At 48.4% G+C, this 24212-nt stretch carries 23 protein-coding genes; 6 read left to right on the top strand and 17 right to left on the bottom strand.

The features are described 5' to 3' along the window. Positions 1-244 precede the first annotated feature (244 nt). On the top strand, positions 245-1201 hold the full coding sequence (locus FNY66_RS02025; protein WP_150310152.1) for a TIGR01212 family radical SAM protein: 957 nt from the start codon (positions 245-247) through the stop codon (positions 1199-1201). Then, positions 1194-1706 (top strand): DUF4364 family protein, encoded by a 513-nt coding sequence (locus FNY66_RS02020; protein WP_087151461.1) that lies wholly within the window; start codon positions 1194-1196, stop codon positions 1704-1706. The genes FNY66_RS02025 and FNY66_RS02020 overlap by 8 nt, the downstream gene beginning before the upstream one ends. Here FNY66_RS02020 and FNY66_RS02015 read toward each other — a convergent pair. The 3 genes from FNY66_RS02015 to FNY66_RS02005 are packed head-to-tail and all read right to left on the bottom strand — an operon-like array spanning position 1683 to position 4642. Next, positions 1683-2999, bottom strand: coding sequence for a replication-associated recombination protein A (locus FNY66_RS02015; protein ID WP_150310151.1), 1317 nt, complete (start codon positions 2997-2999; stop codon positions 1683-1685). The two genes, FNY66_RS02020 and FNY66_RS02015, sit on opposite strands and share 24 nt — an antisense overlap. A gap of 37 nt (positions 3000-3036) precedes the next feature. Further along, positions 3037-3771 (bottom strand): tRNA threonylcarbamoyladenosine dehydratase, encoded by a 735-nt coding sequence (locus FNY66_RS02010; RefSeq protein WP_087151459.1) that lies wholly within the window; start codon positions 3769-3771, stop codon positions 3037-3039. Positions 3772-3784: 13 nt separating this feature from the next. Beyond that, a complete protein-coding gene (locus tag FNY66_RS02005; RefSeq protein ID WP_087151458.1) occupies positions 3785-4642 on the bottom strand; it encodes an AraC family transcriptional regulator in 858 nt (285 codons plus the stop codon). Positions 4643-4831: 189 nt separating this feature from the next. On the opposite strand from FNY66_RS02005, the gene FNY66_RS02000 reads away from it, so the two are divergent. Both FNY66_RS02000 and galT read left to right on the top strand, forming a co-directional pair. Then, complete coding sequence (locus tag FNY66_RS02000; RefSeq protein WP_150310150.1) at positions 4832-6001, top strand: galactokinase; 1170 nt, start codon at positions 4832-4834, stop codon at positions 5999-6001. Positions 6002-6051: 50 nt separating this feature from the next. After that, positions 6052-7542: a UDP-glucose--hexose-1-phosphate uridylyltransferase gene (galT, locus tag FNY66_RS01995; protein ID WP_150310149.1), complete on the top strand. Its 1491-nt coding sequence runs from the start codon at positions 6052-6054 to the stop codon at positions 7540-7542. Between the two features lie 93 nt (positions 7543-7635). On the opposite strand, the gene FNY66_RS01990 is transcribed toward galT, so the two are convergent. From FNY66_RS01990 to FNY66_RS01925, 14 genes are all read right to left on the bottom strand, one after another. Then, positions 7636-8526, bottom strand: coding sequence for a hypothetical protein (locus FNY66_RS01990; protein WP_229409419.1), 891 nt, complete (start codon positions 8524-8526; stop codon positions 7636-7638). Positions 8527-8850: 324 nt separating this feature from the next. After that, the gene (locus FNY66_RS01985; protein WP_150310148.1) at positions 8851-9408 is read right to left on the bottom strand and encodes a Fe-S-containing hydro-lyase; all 558 of its coding nucleotides are present in this window, start codon (positions 9406-9408) and stop codon (positions 8851-8853) included. Then, complete coding sequence (locus FNY66_RS01980) at positions 9409-10251, bottom strand: fumarate hydratase (RefSeq protein WP_087151678.1); 843 nt, start codon at positions 10249-10251, stop codon at positions 9409-9411. It abuts the gene before it with no gap. 240 nt (positions 10252-10491) lie between these two features. After that, positions 10492-11661: an aspartate-alanine antiporter-like transporter gene (locus FNY66_RS01975; protein ID WP_202879150.1), complete on the bottom strand. Its 1170-nt coding sequence runs from the start codon at positions 11659-11661 to the stop codon at positions 10492-10494. 14 nt (positions 11662-11675) lie between these two features. After that, positions 11676-13277 carry an FAD-dependent oxidoreductase gene (locus FNY66_RS01970; RefSeq protein WP_150310147.1) on the bottom strand — a complete coding sequence of 534 codons (1602 nt, stop codon included), beginning with the start codon at positions 13275-13277 and terminating at the stop codon, positions 11676-11678. Positions 13278-13289: 12 nt separating this feature from the next. After that, positions 13290-13964, bottom strand: a complete 675-nt coding sequence (locus FNY66_RS01965) for a 2Fe-2S iron-sulfur cluster-binding protein (RefSeq protein ID WP_087151675.1) — start codon at positions 13962-13964, stop codon at positions 13290-13292. Positions 13965-13981: 17 nt separating this feature from the next. Beyond that, complete coding sequence (locus tag FNY66_RS01960) at positions 13982-14836, bottom strand: FAD/NAD(P)-binding protein (protein ID WP_087151674.1); 855 nt, start codon at positions 14834-14836, stop codon at positions 13982-13984. Continuing rightward, positions 14836-15876, bottom strand: coding sequence for a 4Fe-4S dicluster domain-containing protein (locus FNY66_RS01955; protein ID WP_150310146.1), 1041 nt, complete (start codon positions 15874-15876; stop codon positions 14836-14838). Before FNY66_RS01955 ends, FNY66_RS01960 begins: the two co-directional genes overlap by 1 nt. A 3-nt stretch (positions 15877-15879) precedes the next feature. Next, entirely contained in the window at positions 15880-16854 is a 975-nt protein-coding gene (locus FNY66_RS01950) for a 4Fe-4S dicluster domain-containing protein (RefSeq protein ID WP_087151672.1), read from the bottom strand. Then, positions 16842-17285: a hydrogenase iron-sulfur subunit gene (locus FNY66_RS01945; RefSeq protein WP_087151671.1), complete on the bottom strand. Its 444-nt coding sequence runs from the start codon at positions 17283-17285 to the stop codon at positions 16842-16844. The genes FNY66_RS01950 and FNY66_RS01945 overlap by 13 nt, the downstream gene beginning before the upstream one ends. Then, positions 17276-19264, bottom strand: a complete 1989-nt coding sequence (locus FNY66_RS01940; RefSeq protein WP_087151670.1) for a CoB--CoM heterodisulfide reductase iron-sulfur subunit A family protein — start codon at positions 19262-19264, stop codon at positions 17276-17278. The genes FNY66_RS01945 and FNY66_RS01940 overlap by 10 nt, the downstream gene beginning before the upstream one ends. A 6-nt stretch (positions 19265-19270) precedes the next feature. Beyond that, on the bottom strand, positions 19271-19660 hold the full coding sequence (locus tag FNY66_RS01935) for a 4Fe-4S dicluster domain-containing protein (RefSeq protein WP_087151669.1): 390 nt from the start codon (positions 19658-19660) through the stop codon (positions 19271-19273). Beyond that, the gene (locus FNY66_RS01930; RefSeq protein ID WP_087151668.1) at positions 19657-20454 is read right to left on the bottom strand and encodes a CoB--CoM heterodisulfide reductase iron-sulfur subunit B family protein; all 798 of its coding nucleotides are present in this window, start codon (positions 20452-20454) and stop codon (positions 19657-19659) included. The genes FNY66_RS01935 and FNY66_RS01930 overlap by 4 nt, the downstream gene beginning before the upstream one ends. Positions 20455-20468: 14 nt before the next feature. Beyond that, the gene (locus FNY66_RS01925; RefSeq protein WP_087151667.1) at positions 20469-21416 is read right to left on the bottom strand and encodes an L-lactate dehydrogenase; all 948 of its coding nucleotides are present in this window, start codon (positions 21414-21416) and stop codon (positions 20469-20471) included. Between the two features lie 489 nt (positions 21417-21905). Between FNY66_RS01925 and FNY66_RS01920 the strand changes: the two genes are divergently transcribed. Next, positions 21906-22181 carry a metal-sensing transcriptional repressor gene (locus tag FNY66_RS01920; RefSeq protein ID WP_087151666.1) on the top strand — a complete coding sequence of 92 codons (276 nt, stop codon included), beginning with the start codon at positions 21906-21908 and terminating at the stop codon, positions 22179-22181. Positions 22182-22326: 145 nt separating this feature from the next. After that, entirely contained in the window at positions 22327-24210 is a 1884-nt protein-coding gene (locus FNY66_RS01915) for a heavy metal translocating P-type ATPase (RefSeq protein WP_202879149.1), read from the top strand. The last annotated feature ends 2 nt before the right edge of the window (positions 24211-24212 follow it).

The following is a 24212-nucleotide window of genomic DNA, read 5'->3' as shown; positions in this document are numbered from 1 at the left end:
ATACATTTGAAGTGCGCCCTTGTCAAGACGGACCCAAAGTGCTATCATATATTTCACCAGTTCAGCCATACATACGGCCGGAAACGAAAAACATGCTCGCATGTTTTTGCGACCGGCCGTATGTATGAGCTTAGCGCCAGTTTATGAGCAAAGAAGCGGCGCAGCCGCAATAAGCACGCTAGTGCGGCTTTGCGATTGGCGCGCGCTGAATGGAAAAGAAAGTTAAAATCAGGTTACGTAATTTATGTCAGATAATTTAAACTTACACTCCCCGTCCGTGCGCTGGGGAGAAAAGCGGTATCACTCTCTCGACTTTCATCTGCGCAGCCGGTTCGGGGAGAAAGTATACCGGATCGCATTAAACGGCGGCATGACCTGCCCCAACCGGGACGGGCACATCGGGACAGGCGGATGTATCTTCTGCAGTGCAGACGGCTCCGGAGATTTTGCCGGCAGGCCTTTCCACACAATCTCGCAGCAGCTTGCCGAGGGAAAGATGCATCTTCTCACAAAGCGGCCGGTTCATTCTTACATCGCATATTTTCAGGCTTTTACGAATACTTATGCCCCCGTCAGCTATCTGGAATCTATCTTCACGGAGGCGATAGAAGATCCCGATGTCAAAATCCTCTCCGTTGCAACCAGGCCCGACTGTCTGGGCGATGATGTGATCGATCTGCTCAAGCGGCTGAATCAGATCAAACCCGTATGGGTAGAACTTGGTCTGCAGACGATCCATCCTGAAACAGTCCGGTTCATCCGAAGAGGCTATGAAACAGCAATATTCGACCAGGCAGTACAGAGACTGCGCGGCGCAGGGATCGAAGTGATCGTCCATGTCATCCTTTATCTGCCGGGAGAAACAGAAGAAATGATGCTTAAAACGATCGAATATCTTAACCGCTGCGACATCCAGGGGATCAAGCTTCAGCTGCTTCATATTCTGGAAGGGACCGATCTGGCAGACATTTACAGAGAGGAGCATTTCTATGTGCCGGATATGGAAACATATATCCGGATGCTCGGACAATGTATCTCTCATCTCCGTCCCGACATCGTGATACATCGACTAACCGGCGACGGCCCGAAGAATCTGCTGATCGCGCCCCTTTGGACTGGTGCAAAGCGCAGCGTACTGAACCGTTTACATCAATATTTAAAGGAAAATGACATATGGCAGGGAAAGGAGTACCATGGCTGAGACATTTACACTATACAAACTGATCATATTATATATGCTGGATAAAGTAGACTTTCCGCTGACAACATCCCAGATATCGGAATTCGTCCTGGACAAAGGCTACACCTCTTATTTCAGGCTCCAGGAAGCTTTATCCGACCTCACAGACTCTGACCTCATACGGCCTGAAACGACACACAACCGTACACTGTATCACCTGACAGAAAACGGCGCCGAGACAATCCTTTATTTCAGTAATAAAATATCCCGCGCCATACGGGAAGATATCGATGATTTTCTGAAAGAAAAGCAATATGACCTGAAAGAAGAGGCATCTGTAAAAGCCGACTACTACCGGAATACAGGCGGTGAATATGAAGTCAGCTGTCAGATTCAGGAAAACGGCTCCAGCCTGATCGATCTGAAACTCACGGTTCCGACCGAAACAGAGGCTGAAGCCATTGTCAATCACTGGAACGCGAAGAGTCAGGAAATCTATACTTTACTCCTCACGAATCTTCTTTAGATACTCTCCCATCTGTTTTTCGTATCCAAGCACGCCGGGTTCATAGAACCTGGCGTCTTTTATTTCATCCGGCAGATACTGCTGCTTTACATAATGATTCGGATAATCATGTGCATATTTGTATCCGATTCCATGCCCCAGTTTTGATGCTCCTTTGTAATGGGAATCCTGCAGATGTACGGGTACGGTTGTACGATACTTCTGTACCGCCTCATTCGCTGCAAATATAGCGTTACATGCGGAATTACTTTTTGGGGCACAGGCTACATACGTCACTGCCTGGGACAGAATGATCTGGGATTCCGGCATTCCTATCCGCTCCACGGCCTGGGCTGCCGAGACCGCCACTGTAAGAGCAATAGGATCTGCATTCCCCACATCCTCAGCGGCACAGATCATAATCCTGCGCGCAATGAACTTAATATCTTCGCCTGCATAGAGCATCTTTGCAAGGTAATAGACAGCTGCATCCGGGTCTGAGCCTCTCATGCTCTTGATAAAAGCAGAGATTATATCATAATGATTGTCGCCCCGTTTATCATAATTCACTACACGTTTCTGGATACACTCGGAAGCGACTTCTGTTGTAATGTGGATGATGCCGTCCTCGCTGCGCTCAGTCGTCAGAATTCCCAGCTCAATGGCATTGAGCGCATTTCTCGCATCTCCCCCCGCCATGTCTGCCAGAAAATCAAGCGCCTCTTCATCGATCTGCGCATGGAAACTCCCCATTCCCTTCTGCGTATCCTCTGCCGCTCTTCTCAGAAGAGTTTTTATATCCTCTTTTTCGAGCGGTTTCAACTCAAATATGCTGGATCTGGAAATAAGAGCGCTGTTCACTTCAAAATACGGATTCTCCGTGGTCGCCCCGATCAGGATCACGGTTCCGTCCTCAACAAACGGAAGCAGGTAATCCTGCTGACCTTTATTAAACCTGTGAATCTCATCGATAAATAGAATCGTCTTCTTCCCGTACATACCGCGCAGATCTTTCGCTGCTTTTACTACTTCTTCCATATCTTTTTTGCCTGCGACCGTAGCATTAATCTGTTTAAATTCTGCGCTGGTCGTATTGGCGATCACTTTCGCAAGTGTTGTCTTTCCTGTGCCCGGAGGCCCGCAAAAGATCACAGAGCTTAACTTATCCGCTTTGATCGCACGGTAAAGAAGCTTATCCTTTCCGATAATATGCTGCTGTCCGACCACCTCATCCAGAGAAGCCGGGCGCATCCTTGACGCAAGGGGCGATTCTTTCTCCTTGTTTGTCTCTCTCATATAATCAAATAAATCCATGTTAGTCTTCCTTTCACATATATCTTCTTCCGAAGTTCTATTCTGTATCGTCCACACCGGACAATTCGCGGATCACTTCGCCTGCGATCAGAAGTCCCGCAACCGGCGGCACAAAAGAGACGCTTCCGGGAATCGAACGTCTCGTCCCAGCGTCTTCCCCTGTTTCTCTCCCGCTTATATCTACGGGTTTTTCCTTTGAATACAGTACTTTTAGATGGAAGATTCCCAGCCGCTTCAATTCTCTGCGCATGACTCTGCACAGAGGGCATATGCTTGTCTTAGAGAGATCGTCGATCTCAAACATCTCCGGATGCAGCTTATTCCCGGTTCCCATGCTGCTGATGAGCCGTATTCCTCTTCTGTCCGCCTCCCGGGCAAGAGCAATCTTGGCACTCACTGTATCGATAGCATCGATAATATAATCCGGCTTTTCCTCCTGATCCAAAATTACAGCAAGATTATCCGGCAGTACAAACATCTCATACGTCCGCACTTTAATCGACGGATCAATATCCCGGATCCGTTTCTCCATAATCTCTGTCTTAAGCCGGCCAATCGTACTGTGATATGCGATAGACTGCCGGTTGATATTTGTCAGGGACACTGTATCGTTATCGATCAGGATCAGTGTGCCGATCCCGCTCCTCGCCAGCGCCTCGATACAATGCGATCCCACGCCTCCCACACCGAATATCATGACAGAAGCACGTTTCAGCCGGTTCACACCTTCCGTTCCCAGCAAGAGCTCTGTTCTTGAATACTGATTTACCATAGTTTTCTCCTGTCTATTTACTATCTCTTTCTTCTGTTTTTCGCTTTGCCCGCCTGTACTCTGAGGGACTCATCCCTTTCTGTTTCCGGAATGCTTTTGAGAAATAAAGATTGTTCTCAAATCCTACGGAATAGGCGATCGTTGACACAGAAAGATCAGTCTCCCGCAGAAGATGGCACGCCTGTCTGATCCGATATCCGGACAGATAATCTTTAGGTGATTTCCTCATATAATTCTGAAAAGACCGGAACAGATGGCTCCTGCTGATTCCCACATAGTAAGCGATATCTTCAACCGTGATCGGATAAGAATAGTTTGTCTCTATATAGCTCATCGCTTTTTCCACATACATCACATGGGAATCTTTCTCTGGTTCCGTCCTCTGTGCATAATGCATAAACACAGCAAGAAGGCTGTACAGTCTTCCCGCCATAGCCACCGAAGATTCGTACGTGTTTCCCTTATTCTGATAGATTTCATCCAGTCCGTTTCTTATCTCTTCTTCCGGTATCGTGCCTTTCAGGATATACGGTGTCTCCTTGCTGAACCCTGTATTTCTTATAATAGATGCAGCATCTGTTCCCATAAATCCGGCCCAGCAGTATTCCCAGGGCTCATCTTTATCCGCCTGGTACTGCAGCTCGACGCCGGGGAACAGGATAAATGTATCTCCCGCACTGAGACGTACAGACACCTTACCCGTCGTATATATGCCGCTGCCCGAGAGTATGTGGTGGATGCAGTAATGGTCCCGGATTCCCGGTCCCCACTGATATTCCGGCTCACATTTCTGGTATCCCACGTTGTAAACGGACAGAGAATTCAGGAAATCCTCTCCGACTTTATAGGAATGTTTATATGAATCTGACATGTCATATACCGCCTTTTTATTCTCCTGTTTTATTTCGCACTGAACATTATAATATGCCCCATTTATTGACGCAACATTTTTACATAAATTTGCACGTAATTTTTATAGACGTAAAGGCCTGTTTGCCATTATACTGATAACAGAATAACCTGATTTATATTTATTTCAAAACTGAGGAGGATCATCAGAATGAAACAGAAACTTTTTGACAAATTTGCAGAACTTTTCGGGACTCCCGACGGAGCTCACTTCTATTTCTCACCGGGTCGTGTCAACCTGATCGGCGAGCATACAGATTATAACGGCGGACATGTATTTCCCTGTGCGCTCACCATGGGTACATATGGTGCAGCAAGGAAACGCGATGACCGGATGATACATTTTTATTCTATGAATCTTGACAGATTCGGAGTGGTAGAGGCTTCACTTGATGACCTGACAAACAAAAACGAATACAACTGGGCAAACTATCCTCTCGGTGTTGTCTGGGCATTCGCAGAGAAAGGATATAACCTGGATACAGGTTTTGACATGGTTATCTGGGGAAATATCCCGAACGGATCCGGGCTCTCTTCTTCTGCTTCCCTGGAAGTCCTGACAGGAGTTATCCTGACGGATCTGTATGGTATCACAGATCTGTCCATGACAGACCTTGCTCTGATCGGGCAGTATTCAGAGAACAATTTTAACGGATGCAACTGCGGTATCATGGATCAGTTTGCAGTTGCCATGGGGAAAAAAGACAATGCAATCTTCCTTGACACAAACACGATGAAGTATGAGTATGCTCCCATTCATCTCGAAGACGCAAAAATCGTCATCACCAACAGCAAGGTAAAGCACAGTCTTGTGGATTCCGCATACAATGACAGACGTCAGGAATGTACGGACGCGCTTGCTGCGCTGAAGACAAAACTGGATATCAACGCCCTTGGCGATCTCACTCCTGATGAATTTGAGGCGAACAAAGATCTTATCACAGATCCTGTACAGTTAAAACGCGCGAAACACGCGGTATACGAAAACCAGCGTACAATCGACGCCGTTGCAGCTTTAAGAGACGGGGATATCAATAAATTCGGCCAGCTCATGAACCAGTCCCACATCTCTCTTCGTGATGATTACGAAGTATCCTGCGAGGAAATTGACATTCTTGTTGATCTTGCATGGAAGATTCCAGGCGTCATCGGCTCCCGTATCACCGGAGGCGGATTCGGCGGATGTACAGTGAGCATTGTCAAAAATGACGCTGTGGATACCTTCATTAACGACATTGGAAAAACATATAAAGAGAAAGTCGGACATGAAGCTGAATTCTATACTGTAGATATCGGAGACGGAGCTTCACGGATTGATTAAGCGATGAATATTTTTAAATCCACATATTTTTCTGAAAGGAGAAATCTTCCATGATTTATGAATCAATAAAAAAACTGGTACAATACGGAATCAATTCAGGACTGACGCCTGAAAGCGAACGGATCTATACAACCAATCTCCTGCTTGACCTTATGAAGGAAGACGATTATGAGGATGTGCCCTGCGATCCGGACAATATTGTTCTGGAAGATGTATTGAAAGATCTTCTCGACGAGGCTGTAAAACGCGGCATCATCGAGGACAGTGTTACATACCGCGATCTGTTCGACACAAAACTTATGAACTGTCTCGTACCGCGTCCGGCGCAGATCCAGGAGCGTTTCTGGAAAGAATATGAAAATTCACCGGAAGCTGCGACTGCATATTATTACAAGCTGAGTCAGGACAGCGATTATATCCGCCGCTACCGCATCAGCCGCGACCGTAAATGGACGGTAGACACCCAGTATGGCACTCTGGATATCACGATCAATCTCTCCAAACCCGAGAAGGATCCGAAAGCCATCGCAGCCGCGGGAGCCGCAAAGTCATCCTCTTACCCGAAATGCCAGCTCTGCATGGAGAACGAGGGCTATGCAGGACGCGTGAACCATCCCGCACGGGAGAATCACCGCATCATCCCGATCACGATCCAGGGAAAGAAATGGGGATTTCAGTACTCGCCTTACGTATATTACAACGAGCACTGCATCGTGTTTAACGGAGAGCATATTCCGATGAAGATAGACCGCAGTGCATTTGCCAAGCTGTTTGATTTCATCAAACTGTTTCCGCATTACTTCCTGGGTTCCAATGCGGATCTGCCGATCGTAGGCGGTTCGATCCTAAGTCACGACCACTTCCAGGGAGGCCACTATACTTTTGCCATGGCAAAAGCTCCGGTCATCGAAAACTTTACAGTGACCGGTTATGAAGACATAGAGGCCGGCATCGTAAAATGGCCTCTGTCAGTTATCCGTCTGCGCGGCAAAGACACGGAGCGGATCATCGACCTTGCGGACCATATTCTCGGCAAATGGCGTTCCTACACCGATGAGGATGCATTTATCTACGCCGAGACAGACGGAACTCCGCACAATACGATCACTCCGATCGCACGTATGAAAGACGGTTTGTACGAGCTGGATCTGACTCTCAGGAACAATATTACTACAGAGGAGCACCCGCTCGGTGTATATCACCCGCATGCAAACCTGCATCACATCAAGAAAGAAAACATCGGCCTGATCGAGGTTATGGGTCTTGCTGTTCTTCCGGCCCGCCTGAAAGGCGAAATGGAACTGCTGAAAGAATACATCCTGGAAGGGAAAGACATCCGCAGCAACGAACAGATCGAAAAACACGCGGACTGGGTAGACGAATTCCTGCCGTCCTATACAGATATCAACGAAGACAACATCATGCACATCCTGGAGCAGGAAGTCGGCAAAGTTTTCTGTCAGGTACTTGAGGATGCCGGTGTATATAAATACACAGACGAGGGACTGGAAGCATTCCGTCGCTTTATCAGTGTGCTGTAATCTTACTTTAAACTATACTAACGGATAATAAAACACCCGGGAGACATGTTTGGACGTTATTTCATGTCATTTCCCGGGTGTTCTGTTATTTTCCTACTCTTTTCCTTTAATCTTGTCAGTCAGTTCTCTGATGCGTTCTTCTGTTTCCTCTAGCTCATCAGCAATCTCCGTCAGAGTCTTCCCTTTGGCGAGCTTCTTTTCTATCTGGCTCTTTAGTCCATCTTCTATACCTGCCAAATGCCCATCCTCCCAGGCAGCTTCTCTCTCCTGACGCATATGCTTCTCCTGATCATATTCGAATATACTCATCGCTTTCGCCTCCGTTCTGTGCCTCTCCAGAAAATCTTTCAATACACCTTGCTCAATACACTCCTGTATTGCCCGTTCTACTGCATCAGACAGGCCCATTATCTCTGTATACTTCCGTATTTTGTCCGTATAAATAGCATATTCCCTCAAGGTATGACATGCTGCTTTTAATTTATGGTTATTCTCTCCTGATATGTTTAGCATTACAGCTTCAAGTTCCAACCTCACCTGCTTGTCCTTTGTTGTGTACATATCTGATAATTTCAGCACCTGCCGCTCTGGCATTTCTTCTCTTCCATTATAAAAGATAACAAACTCCGGTTCGGGAATATGAACTTTCTTTGTACCATACAGATTATCATCTTTCGTCATTCTGGAATACAAATGCGAAATATAGAACAAAAAACGCAACGGAAGATTCGGGCTATACGTAGACTGATGCTCGTACAACGAGAGACGCCCGTCGATCAAAAATGAAATATCATTTTTGATTGACATATAGATTGCATTCTCAAGTGTATTGATCTCCAACAATTCCGGATTTGTATAATGTTTCCCGCTCATCCCATTATACAGTTCCAACAGATTATTTCTGTCCTCAAACAGCATGATAAATACGGTTGATTTGTAAGTACGGTTGACGGGTAACATCATTGACATAGTATCATTTGTCATATTTCAGCCTCCTTGTGAAAATGTACCGCAAAGAGACCGCCGCATCCTGTCTGACAATCAGCCACAGCATATACAAAAATCTCTCTGCTATTAATTGGGAATCAAAAGCATCGAGATTTTCCTGAATGTAATAGAACCTGTGACACAGCTTTTATGCTGTAAGAGAATAAAACATGCTGGAAATATAATGCTTTGAATATATAGTAGCACAGATATCCTCAAACTGCCAGTGAAACTTTTTCACCATAATATTCCCAGAAACAAAAAGATAGCCGGAACACAAGCGACACTTGTGTTCCGGCGGATTATTTGTATCTCCGTCAATTATTTTTTAGAATCAAGGTAAGCCTTTCTTCCTTCTTCATAGAGGTTATTTCCCTCGCTGTCAATAATGACAACAACCGGCATATCCTCTACATAGAGTTTTCTGAGAGCCTCTGCCCCGAGATCTTCGAAAGCGATAAGCTCTGCTTTCTTGATACATTTTGCGAGCAGTGCGCCTGCACCTCCGATAGCACCAAAGTACACGCCGCTGTATTTCTTCATGGCGTCAACCACTTCCGGAAGGCGTGCACCCTTTCCGATCATGCCGCGCGCGCCCACTGACATCATTGTCGGCGCGTATGCATCCATACGTCCGCTTGTTGTCGGTCCTGCGCTTCCGATGACCTGTCCCGGTTTCGCCGGAGTCGGTCCTACATAGTAAATCGTCGCATCTTTCGGATCGAACGGAATATCCTCACCCTTGGCAAGTGCCTCGCACATTCTCTTGTGTCCGGCATCACGGGATGTATAGATCGTTCCCGTAAGAAGCACCTGATCTCCTGCATGGAGTGTTTTAGCAAGTTCCTCTGTGAGTGGTAATGTAATCTTTCTTGCCATTTATATCACCTCCGATTTGTGGCGTGTCACATGACAGTTGATATTTACCGCGCAGGGCATTCCTGCAATATGTGTCGGCATAGTCTCAATATTGAGTCCGATCGCTGTCGTCTTTCCGCCGAATCCCTGAGGTCCGATGCCCAGTTCGTTGATCTTCTCGAGCATTTCTTTCTCAAGATCTGCATAGAACGGATCCGGATTGGAAGAATCAAGTGGCCTCATCAGCGCCTTTTTCGCAAGGAGTGCACATTTGTCAAATGTACCGCCGATACCGACGCCCACTACCATAGGAGGACACGGATTCGGTCCTGCTGTCTCTACAGCCTCGATGATGAAATCTTTGATTCCCTGAAGGCCTGCTGACGGTTTGAACATACGGATCTGGCTCATATTCTCGCTTCCGAATCCTTTCGGTCCTACCGTAACCTTAATATTCTCGCCCGGAACGATCTCTGTATAAAGCATGGCAGGTGTATTGTCGCCGGTATTACCGCGGCGCACCGGATCTTTTACGACTGATTTTCTCAGATATCCGTTTGTATATCCGCGGCGTACACCCTCGTCAACAGCCTCTTTCAAATCACCGCCGACAAGATGTACGTCCTGTCCGATCTCAAGGAACACACACGCCATACCTGTATCCTGGCAGATCGGTACATTCTCGCTGTCCGCGATCTCGAAGTTCTCGATGATGTTGTCCAGGACGCCCTGTGCGATCTCGCCGTCCTCGCAGGCGCGGCAGTCGCGGATGGCACATTTTACATCTCCCGGGAGATGGTTGTTGGCATCGATGCAGAGTCTCTCAATTACATCGGTGAGTGTACTTACATTGATTTCACGCATGGAAGTCAACTCCTTTCCTGTTTTAAAGTTGATACTTTTCAGGCTGCCCTAAGGGACAGCCTTATATCTGTTGTTTTATTTTTCGTTCGGCTCGCGCCATTCGCAAAGCCGCACCTGACAGTGCTCACTGCGGCTACGCCGCTTCTTTGCTCATTAGCAGGCGCTCAGCTCATACATGGAGCAACCGGATCTTTTATGATATCTACGAATCGTTCCGCGCTCTGCGCTCCCACGATTCTATCATAAGAATATTCCGATAAACTGGCAGGCCAGCACGACGAACACAAGCGCTACCGGATATGTAGCCGCATAAGCTGATGCCACATCGTCCGTTCCTGTCACACGGATCAGTGTTCCCAGGGCCGGTGTACTTGTCATCCCTCCGCAGATGGAGCCTAGTGTGTTGAACAGACTCAGTTTCATCAGCTTTGTGGCAACAAAGTATCCGACGATCATCGGGATCAGTGTGATCAGTGCACCATACACGAACAGGATCAGTCCGTGTTCCTTGAGGATTTCGATGAATCCCGATCCGGCCTCCACACCTGCTCCGATCAGGAACAGCGCAAGACCGAATTCTCTTAAGCACTCAAGCACAGATTTTTCCACATGAAAGCTGATCTTTCCGGCGTGGCCGAAGTGACCGAGGATCAGACCCGCGATCAGCGGGCCGCCTGACGTTCCCAAAGAGAACTGCGCTCCGCCCGGAAGCGGGATCACGATCTTCGCCAGGACGATACCGAGAGCGATCGCCAGCGCATACGGGAAAAATCCCATCGGATCTACGTGGAACAGTTTATCTTTTTTCGCTATATCTCCCACATTCTGGGCAGCTTCAAACTGCGCGCGCTCCGCATCCATATCTGTATGCAGGATCTTCGGCATCAGCTGTACGAAGAGCACCACTCCTACTACGCCGAACGGATAGGCAATACCGTATCCGATGGAGGCGTTGGCGGAACCTGTGGCATCAAGCGCCGCTGCAAGTCCCGGCGTACTCGTCAGGGCTCCGGACATCATACCGACTGTGATATCAGTCGGAACTCCTGCGATCGTAATGATGCCTGAAGTAACAAGCGCACCGATCGCAATGATGATAAATCCGAGCAGAATATAAGATTTCGCATTGATCTTAAAGTTACGGAAGAACTTCGGTCCGGCAATAAAGCCGACAGACGTAACAAAACAGATAAGTCCCAGATCCTGAAACATTCCCAGGCCTTCGACCAGAGCTTCATCATGTCCGAGGAAATGACCGAATACCAGGGCGACAAGCAGCACGCCTGCCGTCCCCAGCTCGACCCCTTTGATCGTAATGCTTCCCACAAGATAGCCGATGGTGGCTACAAGGAATAAGACCATCAGGGTTTCCCCCATTACACTTTCCTGAAACCAGTTAACTAAAAACATTTTCTCTCCCTTTCCTATCTCTCATGTCTTGCATACTTCGGAAGAAGGAGCGGGGATACATCACCGGTGTCAATTCCTGCCTCTTTTAACTCCTCAGCGTATGCCTGAATGTGATCCAGATTCATATTACCCAGCTCTACATTCTTCGCTTTCGCAGCGGCAGCCTTACCTGCATTGCGTCCAAATACGATGATATCCAGAAGCGAGTTGCCCATCAGACGGTTTCTTCCATGAATACCGCCGACAGCCTCTCCTGCTACAAGCAGGTTGTCGATTACTTTTGTAAATCCGTCTCCGCCGATCTCAAGTCCGCCGTTCTGGTAGTGCAGTGTCGGGTATACAAGAATCGGAAGTTTTCTCATATCGATATCATATTTCATGTACATACGGAGCATCGCCGGGATCCGTTTCTCGATCGTTCCCGGTCCGCCGATCATCTCGATCATCGGAGTATCAAGCCATACGCCGCTTCCAAGCGGTGTGTTCACGCCCTTGCCGCGCGCTGTACACTCGCGGATAATACCTGATGCAGCCACATCACGTGTCTCCAGCGGATGCATGAACGCCTCACCGTCCACGTTTACAAGCTGTGCACCTACGGAACGTACTTTCTCTGTTACGAGTGCGCCGAAAATCTGGGACGGGAATGCAACTCCTGTCGGGTGATACTGGATCGTGTCCTGATACAGGAGCGGAGCTCCCATACGGTATCCGAGGATCAGACCGTCTGCTGTAGCGCCATAGTGGTTTGAAGTCGGGAATCCCTGATAATGCATACGTCCCGCACCGCCTGTAGCGATGATAACCGTCTTAGCCTTTGCAACAAGGTAATCTTCTGTCTCCAGGTTCTGAAGAACCGCTCCTGCCACCTGGCCTCTGTCATCTCTGATCAGTTCTACTGCTACAGTGAACTCAGCAACCGGGATCTGGCGGTTTAATACTTCATCGCGGAGTGTACGCATGATCTCAGCTCCGGAGTAATCCTTGCAGGCGTGCATTCTCTTTCTGGATGTTCCGCCGCCGTGTGTTGTGATCATACGGCCTGTCTCATCCTTATCAAACATAACACCCAGCTCATTGAGCCATTTGATCGCATCCGGCGCTTCCATAACAAGACGTCTTAAGAGTTCCGGTCTTGCGGCAAAGTGTCCGCCTCCGAATGCATCCAGATAATGCTGTACAGGAGAATCATTCTCTTTGTCGGCAGCCTGGATACCGCCCTCTGCCATCATCGTGTTGGCATCGCCGATACGGAGTTTTGTCACGATCATGACATTAGCTCCCGCCTCGTTTGCCTCGATTGCTGCAGACGCGCCTGCGCCGCCGCCTCCGATGACGAGCACGTCAACATCGTAGTCTACTTTGTTAATATCAACTTTCTCAGCGAGAAGGCGGCTGTTAGAATGGAGCAGATGCACCAGCTCTTTCGGCGCTTTCTGTCCCTTGTTCGGGCCTACCTTGATCTCTGCAAATGCCTCTTCCCTGTAATCAGGATGGAATTCCTTAAGGAGAGCATCTTTCTCATCCGCCGTCATTCGTCTCGGCTCTACACCCAGACGCTGTGCTCTGGTGGCCTCCACTTTCTTTACGGATTCCATCATTTCCGGTGTAAACATGATCTTCCCTCCTTATTTCTCGATCTCTCTGTTGTTGTAAAGTTCCTGCATCTCTTCAATCGGCTTCTGCATGATCTGCTCGATCAGCTGATCATAGTCGCCGTGATGGATCTCTTCCACACGCTCTGTCAGGTGTTTGGATTCCGGTGCAATGTATTTTCCTGTAAGTCTTCTTGCAAGGACTCCTACCATCGGGTGGGAAATCTCTGCCGGACATCTTACGGAACAGCATCCGCATCCGATACAGTCGAACGACTCTTCCGCACACTTCTCGAACTCGCCGCGCTGTGCATATGCAATATACTGCATAACGTTAAGGTCCTGAGTGCAGGCCTTTGTGCAGGCGTTACAGCCGATGCAGCTGTAGATTTCCGGATAGAGATCCATCATGATCCTCTGCTCCGGCTTGATGTCTTCAATGTCATATGTTCTCTTGTCTGTCGGGAAGAACGGAACAGTTGCCACATACATGCCCTCTTCTACCTGTGTCTGACAGGCAAGGCAGGTCTTCAGCTCATTTTTGCCCTTGATCCTGTAGATCGTAGCACAGGCACCGCAGAAGCCGTGACGGCAGCCGCATCCTCTTTTCAGCGTATAACCAGCATATTCCATAGCTGTCATGATCGTCAGGTCAGCCGGCACACTGTATTTCTTACCGAAAAAATATACATTTACCATATTTTCCATGATATTTCTTCCTTTCCCTAGTATTCATTCGGCATCTCATCGATTTCATCGCACCGAAATACCGGACCGTCTTTACATACATATTTTGAACCGATGTTACATCTTCCGCATTTTCCGATTCCGCATTTCATGCGAAGCTCCAGTGTCGTATAGACCTGTTCTCTGGAGAAGCCGAGTTCCTCAAGACCGGCCAGTGTGAACTTGATCATGATCGGTGGTCCGCAGATCAGAGCCGTCTTGTTTACGTCGAATCCCAGTTCTTTCACATAATTCGGGACAAATCCCACATGGCCGTCCCAGCCTTCCTGCTCGCGGTCAATGGTCAGGTGAACATGGACATCCGGAGCGTTCATCCATACTTCCTGGATCTCTTTCAACTGAACCAGATCGTCGGCGGAACGTGATCCGTAAACGATATCCACTGTGCCGTAGTCGTCACGGTTGTCCAGCACGTAATTGATAACGGAACGCAGCGGCGCAAGTCCGATACCTCCGGCGATGAACAGCAGGTCTTTTCCTTTGAGTTTATCCTCTACAGGGAAATGATTGCCGTACGGTCCTCTGACCGTGATCTCGTCGCCTACCTCAAGGCTGTGGAGATAATCTGTGAGCACTCCGCACTTCTTGATGCTGAATTCCTGATATTCTTTATTAGTCGGCGAAGAAGTAATCGAAAACATACCTTCGCTGATTCCCGGAGCGCAGAGCATCGCGCACTGTCCCGGCATATGCTCGAAGAGCTTGCCACCCTCCGGAGCATTGACACGGAATGTCTTAACATCCGGCGTCTCCTCGCGGATGTCAGTGATCACGCCTACTTTCGGGATCAGGGTATCCAGTGTATAGTTCTTGTGACATGTACATTCACTCATTACTTTTCACCTCCCTGTTTTGCAAATGCTTTGATAACTTTTACGATATTTAAGGATTCCGGACATTTCTCCACGCATCTTCCGCATCCTACACAGGAATACATTCCATCGTTGTTTGCCGGGAAGTATACCAGTTTGTGCATGAATCTCTGGCGGAATCTCTCTTTCTGTGATTTACGGTTATTGCCGTGAGCCATCATCGTGAAGTCAGAGTACATACAGGAATCCCAGCAGCGGTATCTCTGCACGCCGTTCTTTCCTGCATCGTAGTCTTTGATGTCATAGCACTGGCAGGTCGGGCAGACAAATGTACAGGTTCCGCACGCAAGACACGGTTTGTACAGTTCATCCCAGAGCGGATCCTCGAATTTTTCCATGAGGACATCTCCGTTCCATCCCTCAAGAGAGAGATGTGTATACGGAAGCTGCTCGATGATATTGTGGATCGCCTCTTTCTCTTTTTCAACAGCCTCATCCGCAGCTGCATCCTCTGTAAGAAGGTCAGCAACTGCCTTTGTAAGCGCCTCACCCTTTTCTGTAAGCGGTTTCCAGTACAGATCCTCTCCGATCATCCATGTGGCAACATCTGCAGCCGGATCAGCCGCGTCAATGCCGAACACCTTACAAAAGCATGTTTCCTCCGGCTCGTGGCAGGCAAGGGCAACGATCGTACCGTGATCTCTTCTTGCCGCATAGAACGTATCAAGCGGATCTACGAGGAATACTTTGTCCAGCACTTCCACACCTCTTACATCACAGGCTCTCATGCCGAACACAACGAAATCCTGCTCTTTTAACGCCTCAGGCTCAATGCTGATCTTCTTTCCGTCCCTGACACAGGTGTAGAGCGTCTCGCTCTGCGGGAAGAAGGCGTCTTTCGGAGATTTTACTGTCTTTAACGTATCGATATCGACCTGTGCATCCTCCGACCATGCGGCGAAGTTTACCTGGCCTTCGTTTCTTACCGGAAGATATAATTCCTGTTCTGCGGCAATCTTCTGAAATAATGCCGTCAGATTTTCTTTCGCTATCTTATACATACATTATCCCCTTTCTGCCACAATTCCCGGCTCTGCGTCGTCAAACTCATAGTTGGTGAGCGGAGTTCTCGGCTCCAGATCAGCACCTGCCTGGTATTCTCCGTAGAGCTCGTTGATATCTTTGATAAATTTGCGGTTGAACAGATGCAGTCTGATTCCCTGAGGACAGACTCTGCTGCACTCGCCACAGTCCGTACATCTTCCTGCAACGTGGAAAGCACGGATAATATGGAACATCTTTTCCTCGAAGGAATCAACGTTTGCCTTCTGCGCGCTGTCGAACTTGTTGCTGTCGAACACACACTTGCGGCAGGAGCAGGCCGGACATACGTTACGGCAGGCATTGCAGCGGATACATTTGCTCAGTTCCTTCTGGAAGAAAGCGAATTTCTCCTCCGGGCTCATAGCTTCTATTCTTTCTACTTCTGCAAATCTGTCTGCGTCTTTTGTCTCTTTGGACTCGCCGATGATCTCGTCAAATACCATGTGGTCTTTGCCCTTGCATACATGGCATCTCTCAAGCATAGCGTCTGTGTACGCACAGCTCTTCTCTCCATAGATCGTATCGATCGTAAGCGTCTCTGCCTCGTCTTCGATCTCTGCACCGGAGATACTCTTGATACCTTTGATCCCCATAGCTTTGATCTTCTCGATGTCAAGCTTTCCTTTGCATCCCACACCGATGATATACGCTTTATCTCTGTCCACACGGTGCTCTTTCATCAGCTCCTGGAAGCTGTATGTATCACATGGTTTTAAGCATACAAGCGTCTTGCCTTCCAGTTTGGAAGCCTCGATCATATATTTGCTTAAGTTTGCTCCGCAGAATCCGTTATATACGAAATCCGCAAAGTCTTCTTCTTTCTCAAAGTAAGCCGGTTCCGGATTGTAAGGCAGGTCCCCGGCTTTCCATCCGAGCACTCTTGCCACAGTTCCGTCGGCCAGAAGCTCTTTTGCGCGGTTGATTAATTCCTGCATCTTAAATCCTCCAATCTTACGTTTTTGCCGAGGGATGTGATCTTGTCCACAAACTCATGCATTGTCTGTGAGAACTTCGCCCCCTCTGCGGCTGATACCCACTCCACACGGGTACGGCCGTTTTCCACTCCGATGTAATCAAGCATGGAGAAGAGAAGGGTCATACGTCTTCTTGCGTAGAAGTTACCGGAAGTATAATGGCAGTCTCCCGGATGGCAACCGCACATGATAACGCCGTCCGCTCCCCTTTCAAACGCTCTTAAAATAAACATCGGGTTGACACGGCAGGAGCAGGGAACGCGGATGATCTTGACGTCCGCCGAGTAGGTCATACGGCTGCTTCCCGCGAGATCCGCTCCGGCGTAGCTGCACCAGTTACAGCAGAACGCCACAATCTTTGGTCTGAATTCTTCATTCTTTTCTATAGACATATCGCATCCACCTCCGCTAGAATCTGTCTGTTCGAGAATCCCTGCAGGTCCATTGCTCCGGACGGACATGTTACGGTACAAGCGCCGCATCCCTGACAAAGCGCATCGTTTACAACCGCAATACGTCTTGTCTCACGGATTCCGTGATCGTTCACCTCTTTATCTTCATAGGTGATCGCTCCGTACGGGCAGACATTCGCACACTGGGAGCATCCGTTACACATCAGCTCGTCGGAATGTGCCGTACACGGATTGGTCAGCAGTTTATCTTTGGCGAGAAGTCCGATCGCCTTTACAGCGGCAGCTCCTGCCTGAGATACAGTCTCCGGAATATCTTTCGGTCCCTGGCATACACCGGAAAGGAAGATACCGGCTGTCGGTGACTCTACCGGACGAAGCTTCGCGTGAGCTTCTGTGAGGAAGTTGTTCGTATCGATACTTGCTGTCAGCATAGTAGCGATCTTTCTTACATCCGGGTTCGGCTCGATCGCAGCAGCAAGGACAACCATATCAGCCTCTTTTAAGATCTGTTTGTTGTCGATCAGGTCAGCGCCCTGTACGAGCAGCTTTCCGTTCGGCTGTGGAATGACTTTTCCGACCTGTCCTTTGATGTAGTTTACACCGTAGTCTTCTACTGCTCTGCGGTAGAACTCATCGAAGTTCTTGCCCGGTGTTCTCACATCAATGTAGAATACCGTCACATTTGTATCCGGATATTTGTCGCGGATGAGCATCGCGTGTTTTGCAGTGTACATACAGCAGACTTTTGAACAGTAGCTCTTGCCCCTGTCGTCCGCGCAGCGGCTTCCCACGCACTGGATAAATACGATCTCCTTCGGAGCCTTTCCGTCGGAGAGACGCTCCAGATGTCCGCCTGTCGGTCCTGCAGCGTTCATGATACGCTCCAGCTCGAGAGATGTGATGACATCCTTGCTCTGGCTGTATGCATACTCATCATATTTGTCAAGCTTGATCATGTCGAATCCTGTAGCGACAACGATCGCGCCGTATTTCTCTGTAACGATCTCGTCGATCTGATCATAGTCGATAGCGCCAGCCTGGCACACTTTCGAACAGATACCGCATTTTCCTGTCTTGAACTTGATGCAGGCATCACGGTCAATAACCGGAACGTTCGGAACCGCCTGTGCAAACGGTGTGTAGATGGCACTTCTTGTATTCAGGCCGCGGTTGAATTCGCTCGGCGTCTTCTTGCTCGGACATTTCTCCTGACATACGCCGCAGCCCGTACATTTATTCATATCGACGCTTCTTGCTTTCTTGCGGATCTCAACTGTGAAATCTCCCACGAAACCGGATACGCTCTCTACTTCACTATATGTATAGATATTGATGAGCGGATGGGCGTTTACTTCTCCCATCTTCGGCGTCAGGATACAGGATGAACAGTCCAGTGTCGGGAATGTCTTGTCGAGCTGCGACATCCTTCCTCCGATACTCGGGGTCTTCTCCACGATATCAACCGGATATCCTGCCTCTGCGATATCGAGCGCTGTCTGGATACCTGCGATACCGCCGCCGATCACAAGCGCTCTCTTTGTAACACGGCTCTCGCCCGGTTTCAGCGGTGCGTTTAAGTTTACTTTCGCAACTGCCGCACGCATCAGGATGACTGCCTTTTCCGTCGCCTCTTCCATATCCTTATGGATCCAGGAACAGTGCTCACGGATGTTTGCGATCTCCACCATATACGGGTTAAGTCCCGCTCTCTCCGCTGCATTTCTGAATGTCGTCTCGTGCATACGCGGAGAACATGAACAGACGACAAGTCCGGTCAGATGTTTCTCTTTGATCGCCTTGTGGATCAGCTCCTGCCCTGCCTCAGAACACATGTACTGATAGTCCTCGGCATGAACAACTCCCGGCTCGTGGAGCGCCATCTCAGCGACTTTCTTTACGTCTACCGTAGCTGCGATATTAGATCCGCAGTGGCAGACAAATACTCCTATCCTCTGCACCTGTTATCACCTCCTGTATCTTCTGAGTGCACTTACGAGAAGCTGCTGCGGTGTATCGGGATCGATCAGTTCCGGGATCTCGTCCGCCAGCAGATAGTTCTGTCCTCTCTCACGCACAACGATCTGTCTTGCAGCGTCGATCAGCTTGCCCGGCTTTACGTCACGCGGGCATCTCTCTACACAGGCAAAACAGGAAAGGCATTTCCAGAGAGATTTTGATTTGACCAGTGACTCAATATCCTCGTTGATCACATAGGAGACAAACTGGTGCGGTTTGATATCCATCTCATTATAGGAGGGACAGGAAGCGGAACATTTACCGCATTTCATACATTTCAGCGGATTCACGCCGCTGATCTCTTTGATCATCTCTGCGCGACTGTGTTCTGTTTTCACTGTTCATCCACCTCCTCTTTAAGTCCCAGCGCTTCTGCCAGAAGCTCTGTGAAATAGTATACCGGCAGATTGCCGCCGTTGTTCTTGTTCAGATTGTACATACACAGCGGACAGGCTGTGATCAGCATATCAGCGCCGAAACCTGCCGCGCTCTCCTCAATCTTACGGCACATGTTTTTGGACATGTCCTCTTCCTTCAGAGATATGTATCCGCCGCAGCACTCGTTTCTGTAAGGATAGATTACAGGCTCCGCTCCAATGGCACGGATGAAATCCTCCATGATCGTCGGATTTTCCGGATCGTCAAAAGCCATCAGTTTGCCCGGACGGAGAAGAAGGCAGCCGTAATAAGCGCCGATCTTTTTTCCTGTGAGTGGTTTTACAACTTTTTTCTTCAGTTCGTCGAATCCTACCCGGTCACGGAGTACCTCAAGATAGTGAAGTACTGTTGTCTCTCCGGCATATGGCTCGTCGAGTTTCATATAGTTGTTCGCCCTTGTGCGGATATCATCGACATTTTTCATGTCATCATTTACCCTTTTGATCACGTGATGACAGGCTGAACAGACTGTGACAAGATCCTGTCCGTGCTCTTTTGCATCATTGAGCGCACGTACGGAAGCAAGCTTTGTCGCAATCTCGTCCGTGCCGAGCGGATATACTCCGCCGCAGCACTGCCACTCGCTGATCTCTTCCAGCTCAAAGCCCAAAGCCTCTGCGGACACTCTGGCATAGTGATCCAGATCCACTGCTTTGTTCTTCAGCGTACAGCCGGGGAAATAGCTGTATTTCATAGTGTTTACCTCCTTTAGATATCTAACTGAGCGATTACTTCTTTAAGTTTATTTGCACTTGCCTGAAGTCTCTCTACTTCTTCGTCTGTCAGGTGCATTGGAACCTTACCCTGTACTCCGTTCGGTCCTACCAGTGAAAGCACGCTTAAACATACGTCATCCACACCATACTCTCCGTGCATCATAGAAGATACTGTCGCAACAGAATCCGAAGCTGCAAGCACCAGATTGCACAGTTCAACGACAGATACAGCTACTGCATAGAAAGTAGCCCCTTTCTTAGCGATTACCTGGCCGCCTGATTTGTGCACATACTCTTCCATAGCCGGCTTGTCAAGCTCTGTAAGGTCTGCTCCGAGATCTTTCATTGCCTTGTAGTAGTCATCGATCGGCATACTTGCAATATTAGCTCCTGACCACGGAACGAAGGAAGAATCGCCGTGCTCGCCGTATACATAAGCATGAATATTTTTCTGTGCAACGTTGAAATGTCTGGACAGACCGTAGCGGAGACGTGCTGTATCCAGCAGTGTTCCCGATCCGATGATCTGGTTTTCCGGAAGTCCTGAGATCTTTGTGAATACATAAGTCAGAACGTCAACCGGGTTGCTTACGATGATATATTTAGCATCCGGTGCTGCTTTTACGATCTCCGGTGTGATAGATTTGATAATATTGACATTTGTCTGCGCAAGCTCAATTCTTGTCTGACCCGGCTTACGCGCAATGCCGGATGTGATAATAACGATATCAGAACCTTTGGCATCCTCATAATCGCCTGCAATGATGGAAATCGGGCTTCTGAAACATGTGCCCTGCTCGATGTCCATAACTTCGCCTTCGACTTTCTCCTTATTAATGTCGATCATAACGATCTCGGATGCGAAGTCCTCATAGGAAAGCTTGTACGCGATTGTAGCTCCGACACTTCCGGCGCCGATGATAGTAATTTTGCTGCTCATAGTTTCTCCTCTGCCTTTCTTTATAATTTTTTCTGAAAATAAAAAAGAAATCGTGATCAATAACCTCGTTGTCATTGTAGCTTTAAATGTTGTTCTTATCTAACATATCATTCTACATCGGTTGTGACTCCTTGCTTCATTAATCAGATTTCGCTTTTTCTATCATATCACATTGTTAATAATTTGACAACATGTGTTTTTTATTTTTATGCCGACAGTTCAGCCATCTGCAGGTCATTCGACAGATTTATGCTTGCATAAGGATCTGGAGAACGATCTGCAGATGAGATGAGCGCCTGTATATAAGGAAAACAGCGGTGCAGCCGCAGTAAGCACGCCAGTGCGGTTTTCCGAATGGCGCGGGCTGAGCTTATATTTCCAGCCATTGTTTTCCGAATGGCGCGGCCTGAACTTATATTTCTACGGATAAAGTTGACAAAAATTTGTGTTTAAACGATAATAACAACAAATAACCAAGGAGGACTGACTATGAAACAGTGTATGGATTCCGACAATCTGCACCGACGTCTGAAAAAAATCATCGGACAGGTGCAGGCAATCGATCGGATGATCGACGAAGACATTCCCTGTGAAGACATCCTTTCACAGATAAATGCGGCAAAATCCGCCTTGCATAAAGTGGGGCAGATCGTCCTTGAAGGGCACATCAACCATTGTGTACGCGATGGTATTGAACACGGAGATGTAGACCAGACGATCGCTAACTTTACGAAAGCAGTAGAACGGTTTGCAAATATGAAATAACCCCGGCGCACAAGAGTATTCGAGAATTTTTCTCAGCTTTTGTGTGTTTTTCTTCGCTTTTATTGACAACCCATACCCCTATAGGTATATAATGTACCTATACCCTCATAGGTATAATCGAGAGTTTGCAAGGAGAATAATTATTATGATGAAGAAACTTGAAGATATCATGGAATGGGGAGGCCTGAAACGAGATATTATCTTTCTGATCCTGTCCGGAGCTTCTCTTCTGTTCAGCATCTTCGGATATTCCCCATTTTCTTTTGATATGGCATGGGTTGCGATCATCTTGTGCGGAATACCGATCATCATGGAGGCGGTCATAGGACTTGTCACGGCCTTTGACATCAAAGCGGATGTTCTTGTCTCCATCGCGCTTATAGCTTCTATCATCATTGGAGAGGATTTCGCCGCCGGCGAAATCGCGTTTATCATGCAGCTGGGAGCACTCTTAGAGGATCTGACCGTGGCAAAGGCCCGGGCCGGGATCGAAAAACTGGTTCATCTGACGCCCCGCACGGCCCGGAGAATATCCGGCACATCTGAAGAGATCATTCCTGCTGAGGATGTTCATGTAGGTGATCTGCTGCGTGTCCTTCCCGGAGAGGCTATCCCTGTTGACGGAGTGATCACTTCCGGCGAAACGTCTGTCAATCAGGCGGTCATGACAGGGGAATCTCTTCCCGTAGATAAAAGACCCGGAGATGAAGTATCCAGCGGTACGGTAAACCAGTTCGGTGCCTTTGAGATGAAGGCGTCAAAAGTCGGGGAAGACAGTTCGATTCAGCGGATGATCCGTCTGGTACAGTCAGCGGATGCAGGTAAGGCGAAGATCGTAAGTCTTGCGGATCGGTGGGCTACATGGATCGTAGTGATCGCGCTGACCGCCGCAGTGCTTACATGGCTGATTTCCGGTGAGATCATCCGGGCAGTGACAATTCTTGTCGTGTTCTGTCCATGTGCCCTTGTGCTTGCTACTCCCACTGCTATCATGGCAGCGATCGGGAACGCTACAAAACACGGTTTTCTTGTCCGCGAAGGGGATGCGCTGGAACGGCTGGCTGCTGTAAAAAAAATCACATTTGATAAGACGGGGACACTCACTTACGGCACACCGCAGGTGACCGCTGTAGTAAGTTATCTGAAAGATCTGTCATGGGGTAATCTGTATGCGTATGCAGCCAGTGCGGAACTCAATTCTGAACATCCTCTCGGAAAAGCCATTGTCCATTCTTATAAAGAAGAAATGAAAAATGCACCTACAGCTCCGGAGGATTTCAAAATGCTGCCAGGCAGGGGCGTGCGCGCTTTGACAGACAGTCATAGAGTGTTTGCCGGAAATCTGGAACTATTTGCTGAGAGCGATATTACTCTCACAGAGGAAATGATCGGAAAGGCTGAAATATTTCTTGAAAAAGGGTGTACTGTCATCTACCTTGCAGTGGACAACAGAAGCGCCGGCTTTATTGCTCTCTCTGATACACTGCGTCAGAATGCTGCGGATACGATAGATGCTGTAAAAGCCTGCGGTGTGACTCCTGTCCTTCTGACGGGAGACCATGAAAATGCTGCCGGACATATCGCCCGACAGCTCCATATCAGTGAAATGCACGCAAACTGCCTGCCCGAAGACAAATTGATCTGGATTGATTCTTATGAACAGCAGAATCAGCCCGTCTGTATGATCGGAGACGGCATCAACGATGCGCCGGCGCTGAAAAAAGCCTGCGTGGGCATCGCCATGGGCAAGATTGGAAGCGATATTGCCGTAGACGCGGCAGACATCGCTCTGGTAAACGATGATATACGGGAACTCCCGCATCTTCTCCGGCTTGCCAAAAGGATGATGACGACGATCCGTCTGAACCTTACATTCTCGATGACACTGAACTTTGTTGCCATTATTCTGGCAATTACAGGAATACTTAATCCGGTTGTCGGGGCACTGGTACATAATGCAGGTTCCGTTCTCGTCATTATAAACTCTGCACTGCTTCTGAGATGGAAAGAGAAGCAGAAAAAACGGTGAGC

The organism is Mediterraneibacter catenae (genome assembly GCF_008691045.1).
GTDB lineage: Bacteria > Bacillota > Clostridia > Lachnospirales > Lachnospiraceae > Mediterraneibacter > Mediterraneibacter ornithocaccae.
This window is presented reverse-complemented; position numbering and strand designations above follow the sequence as displayed.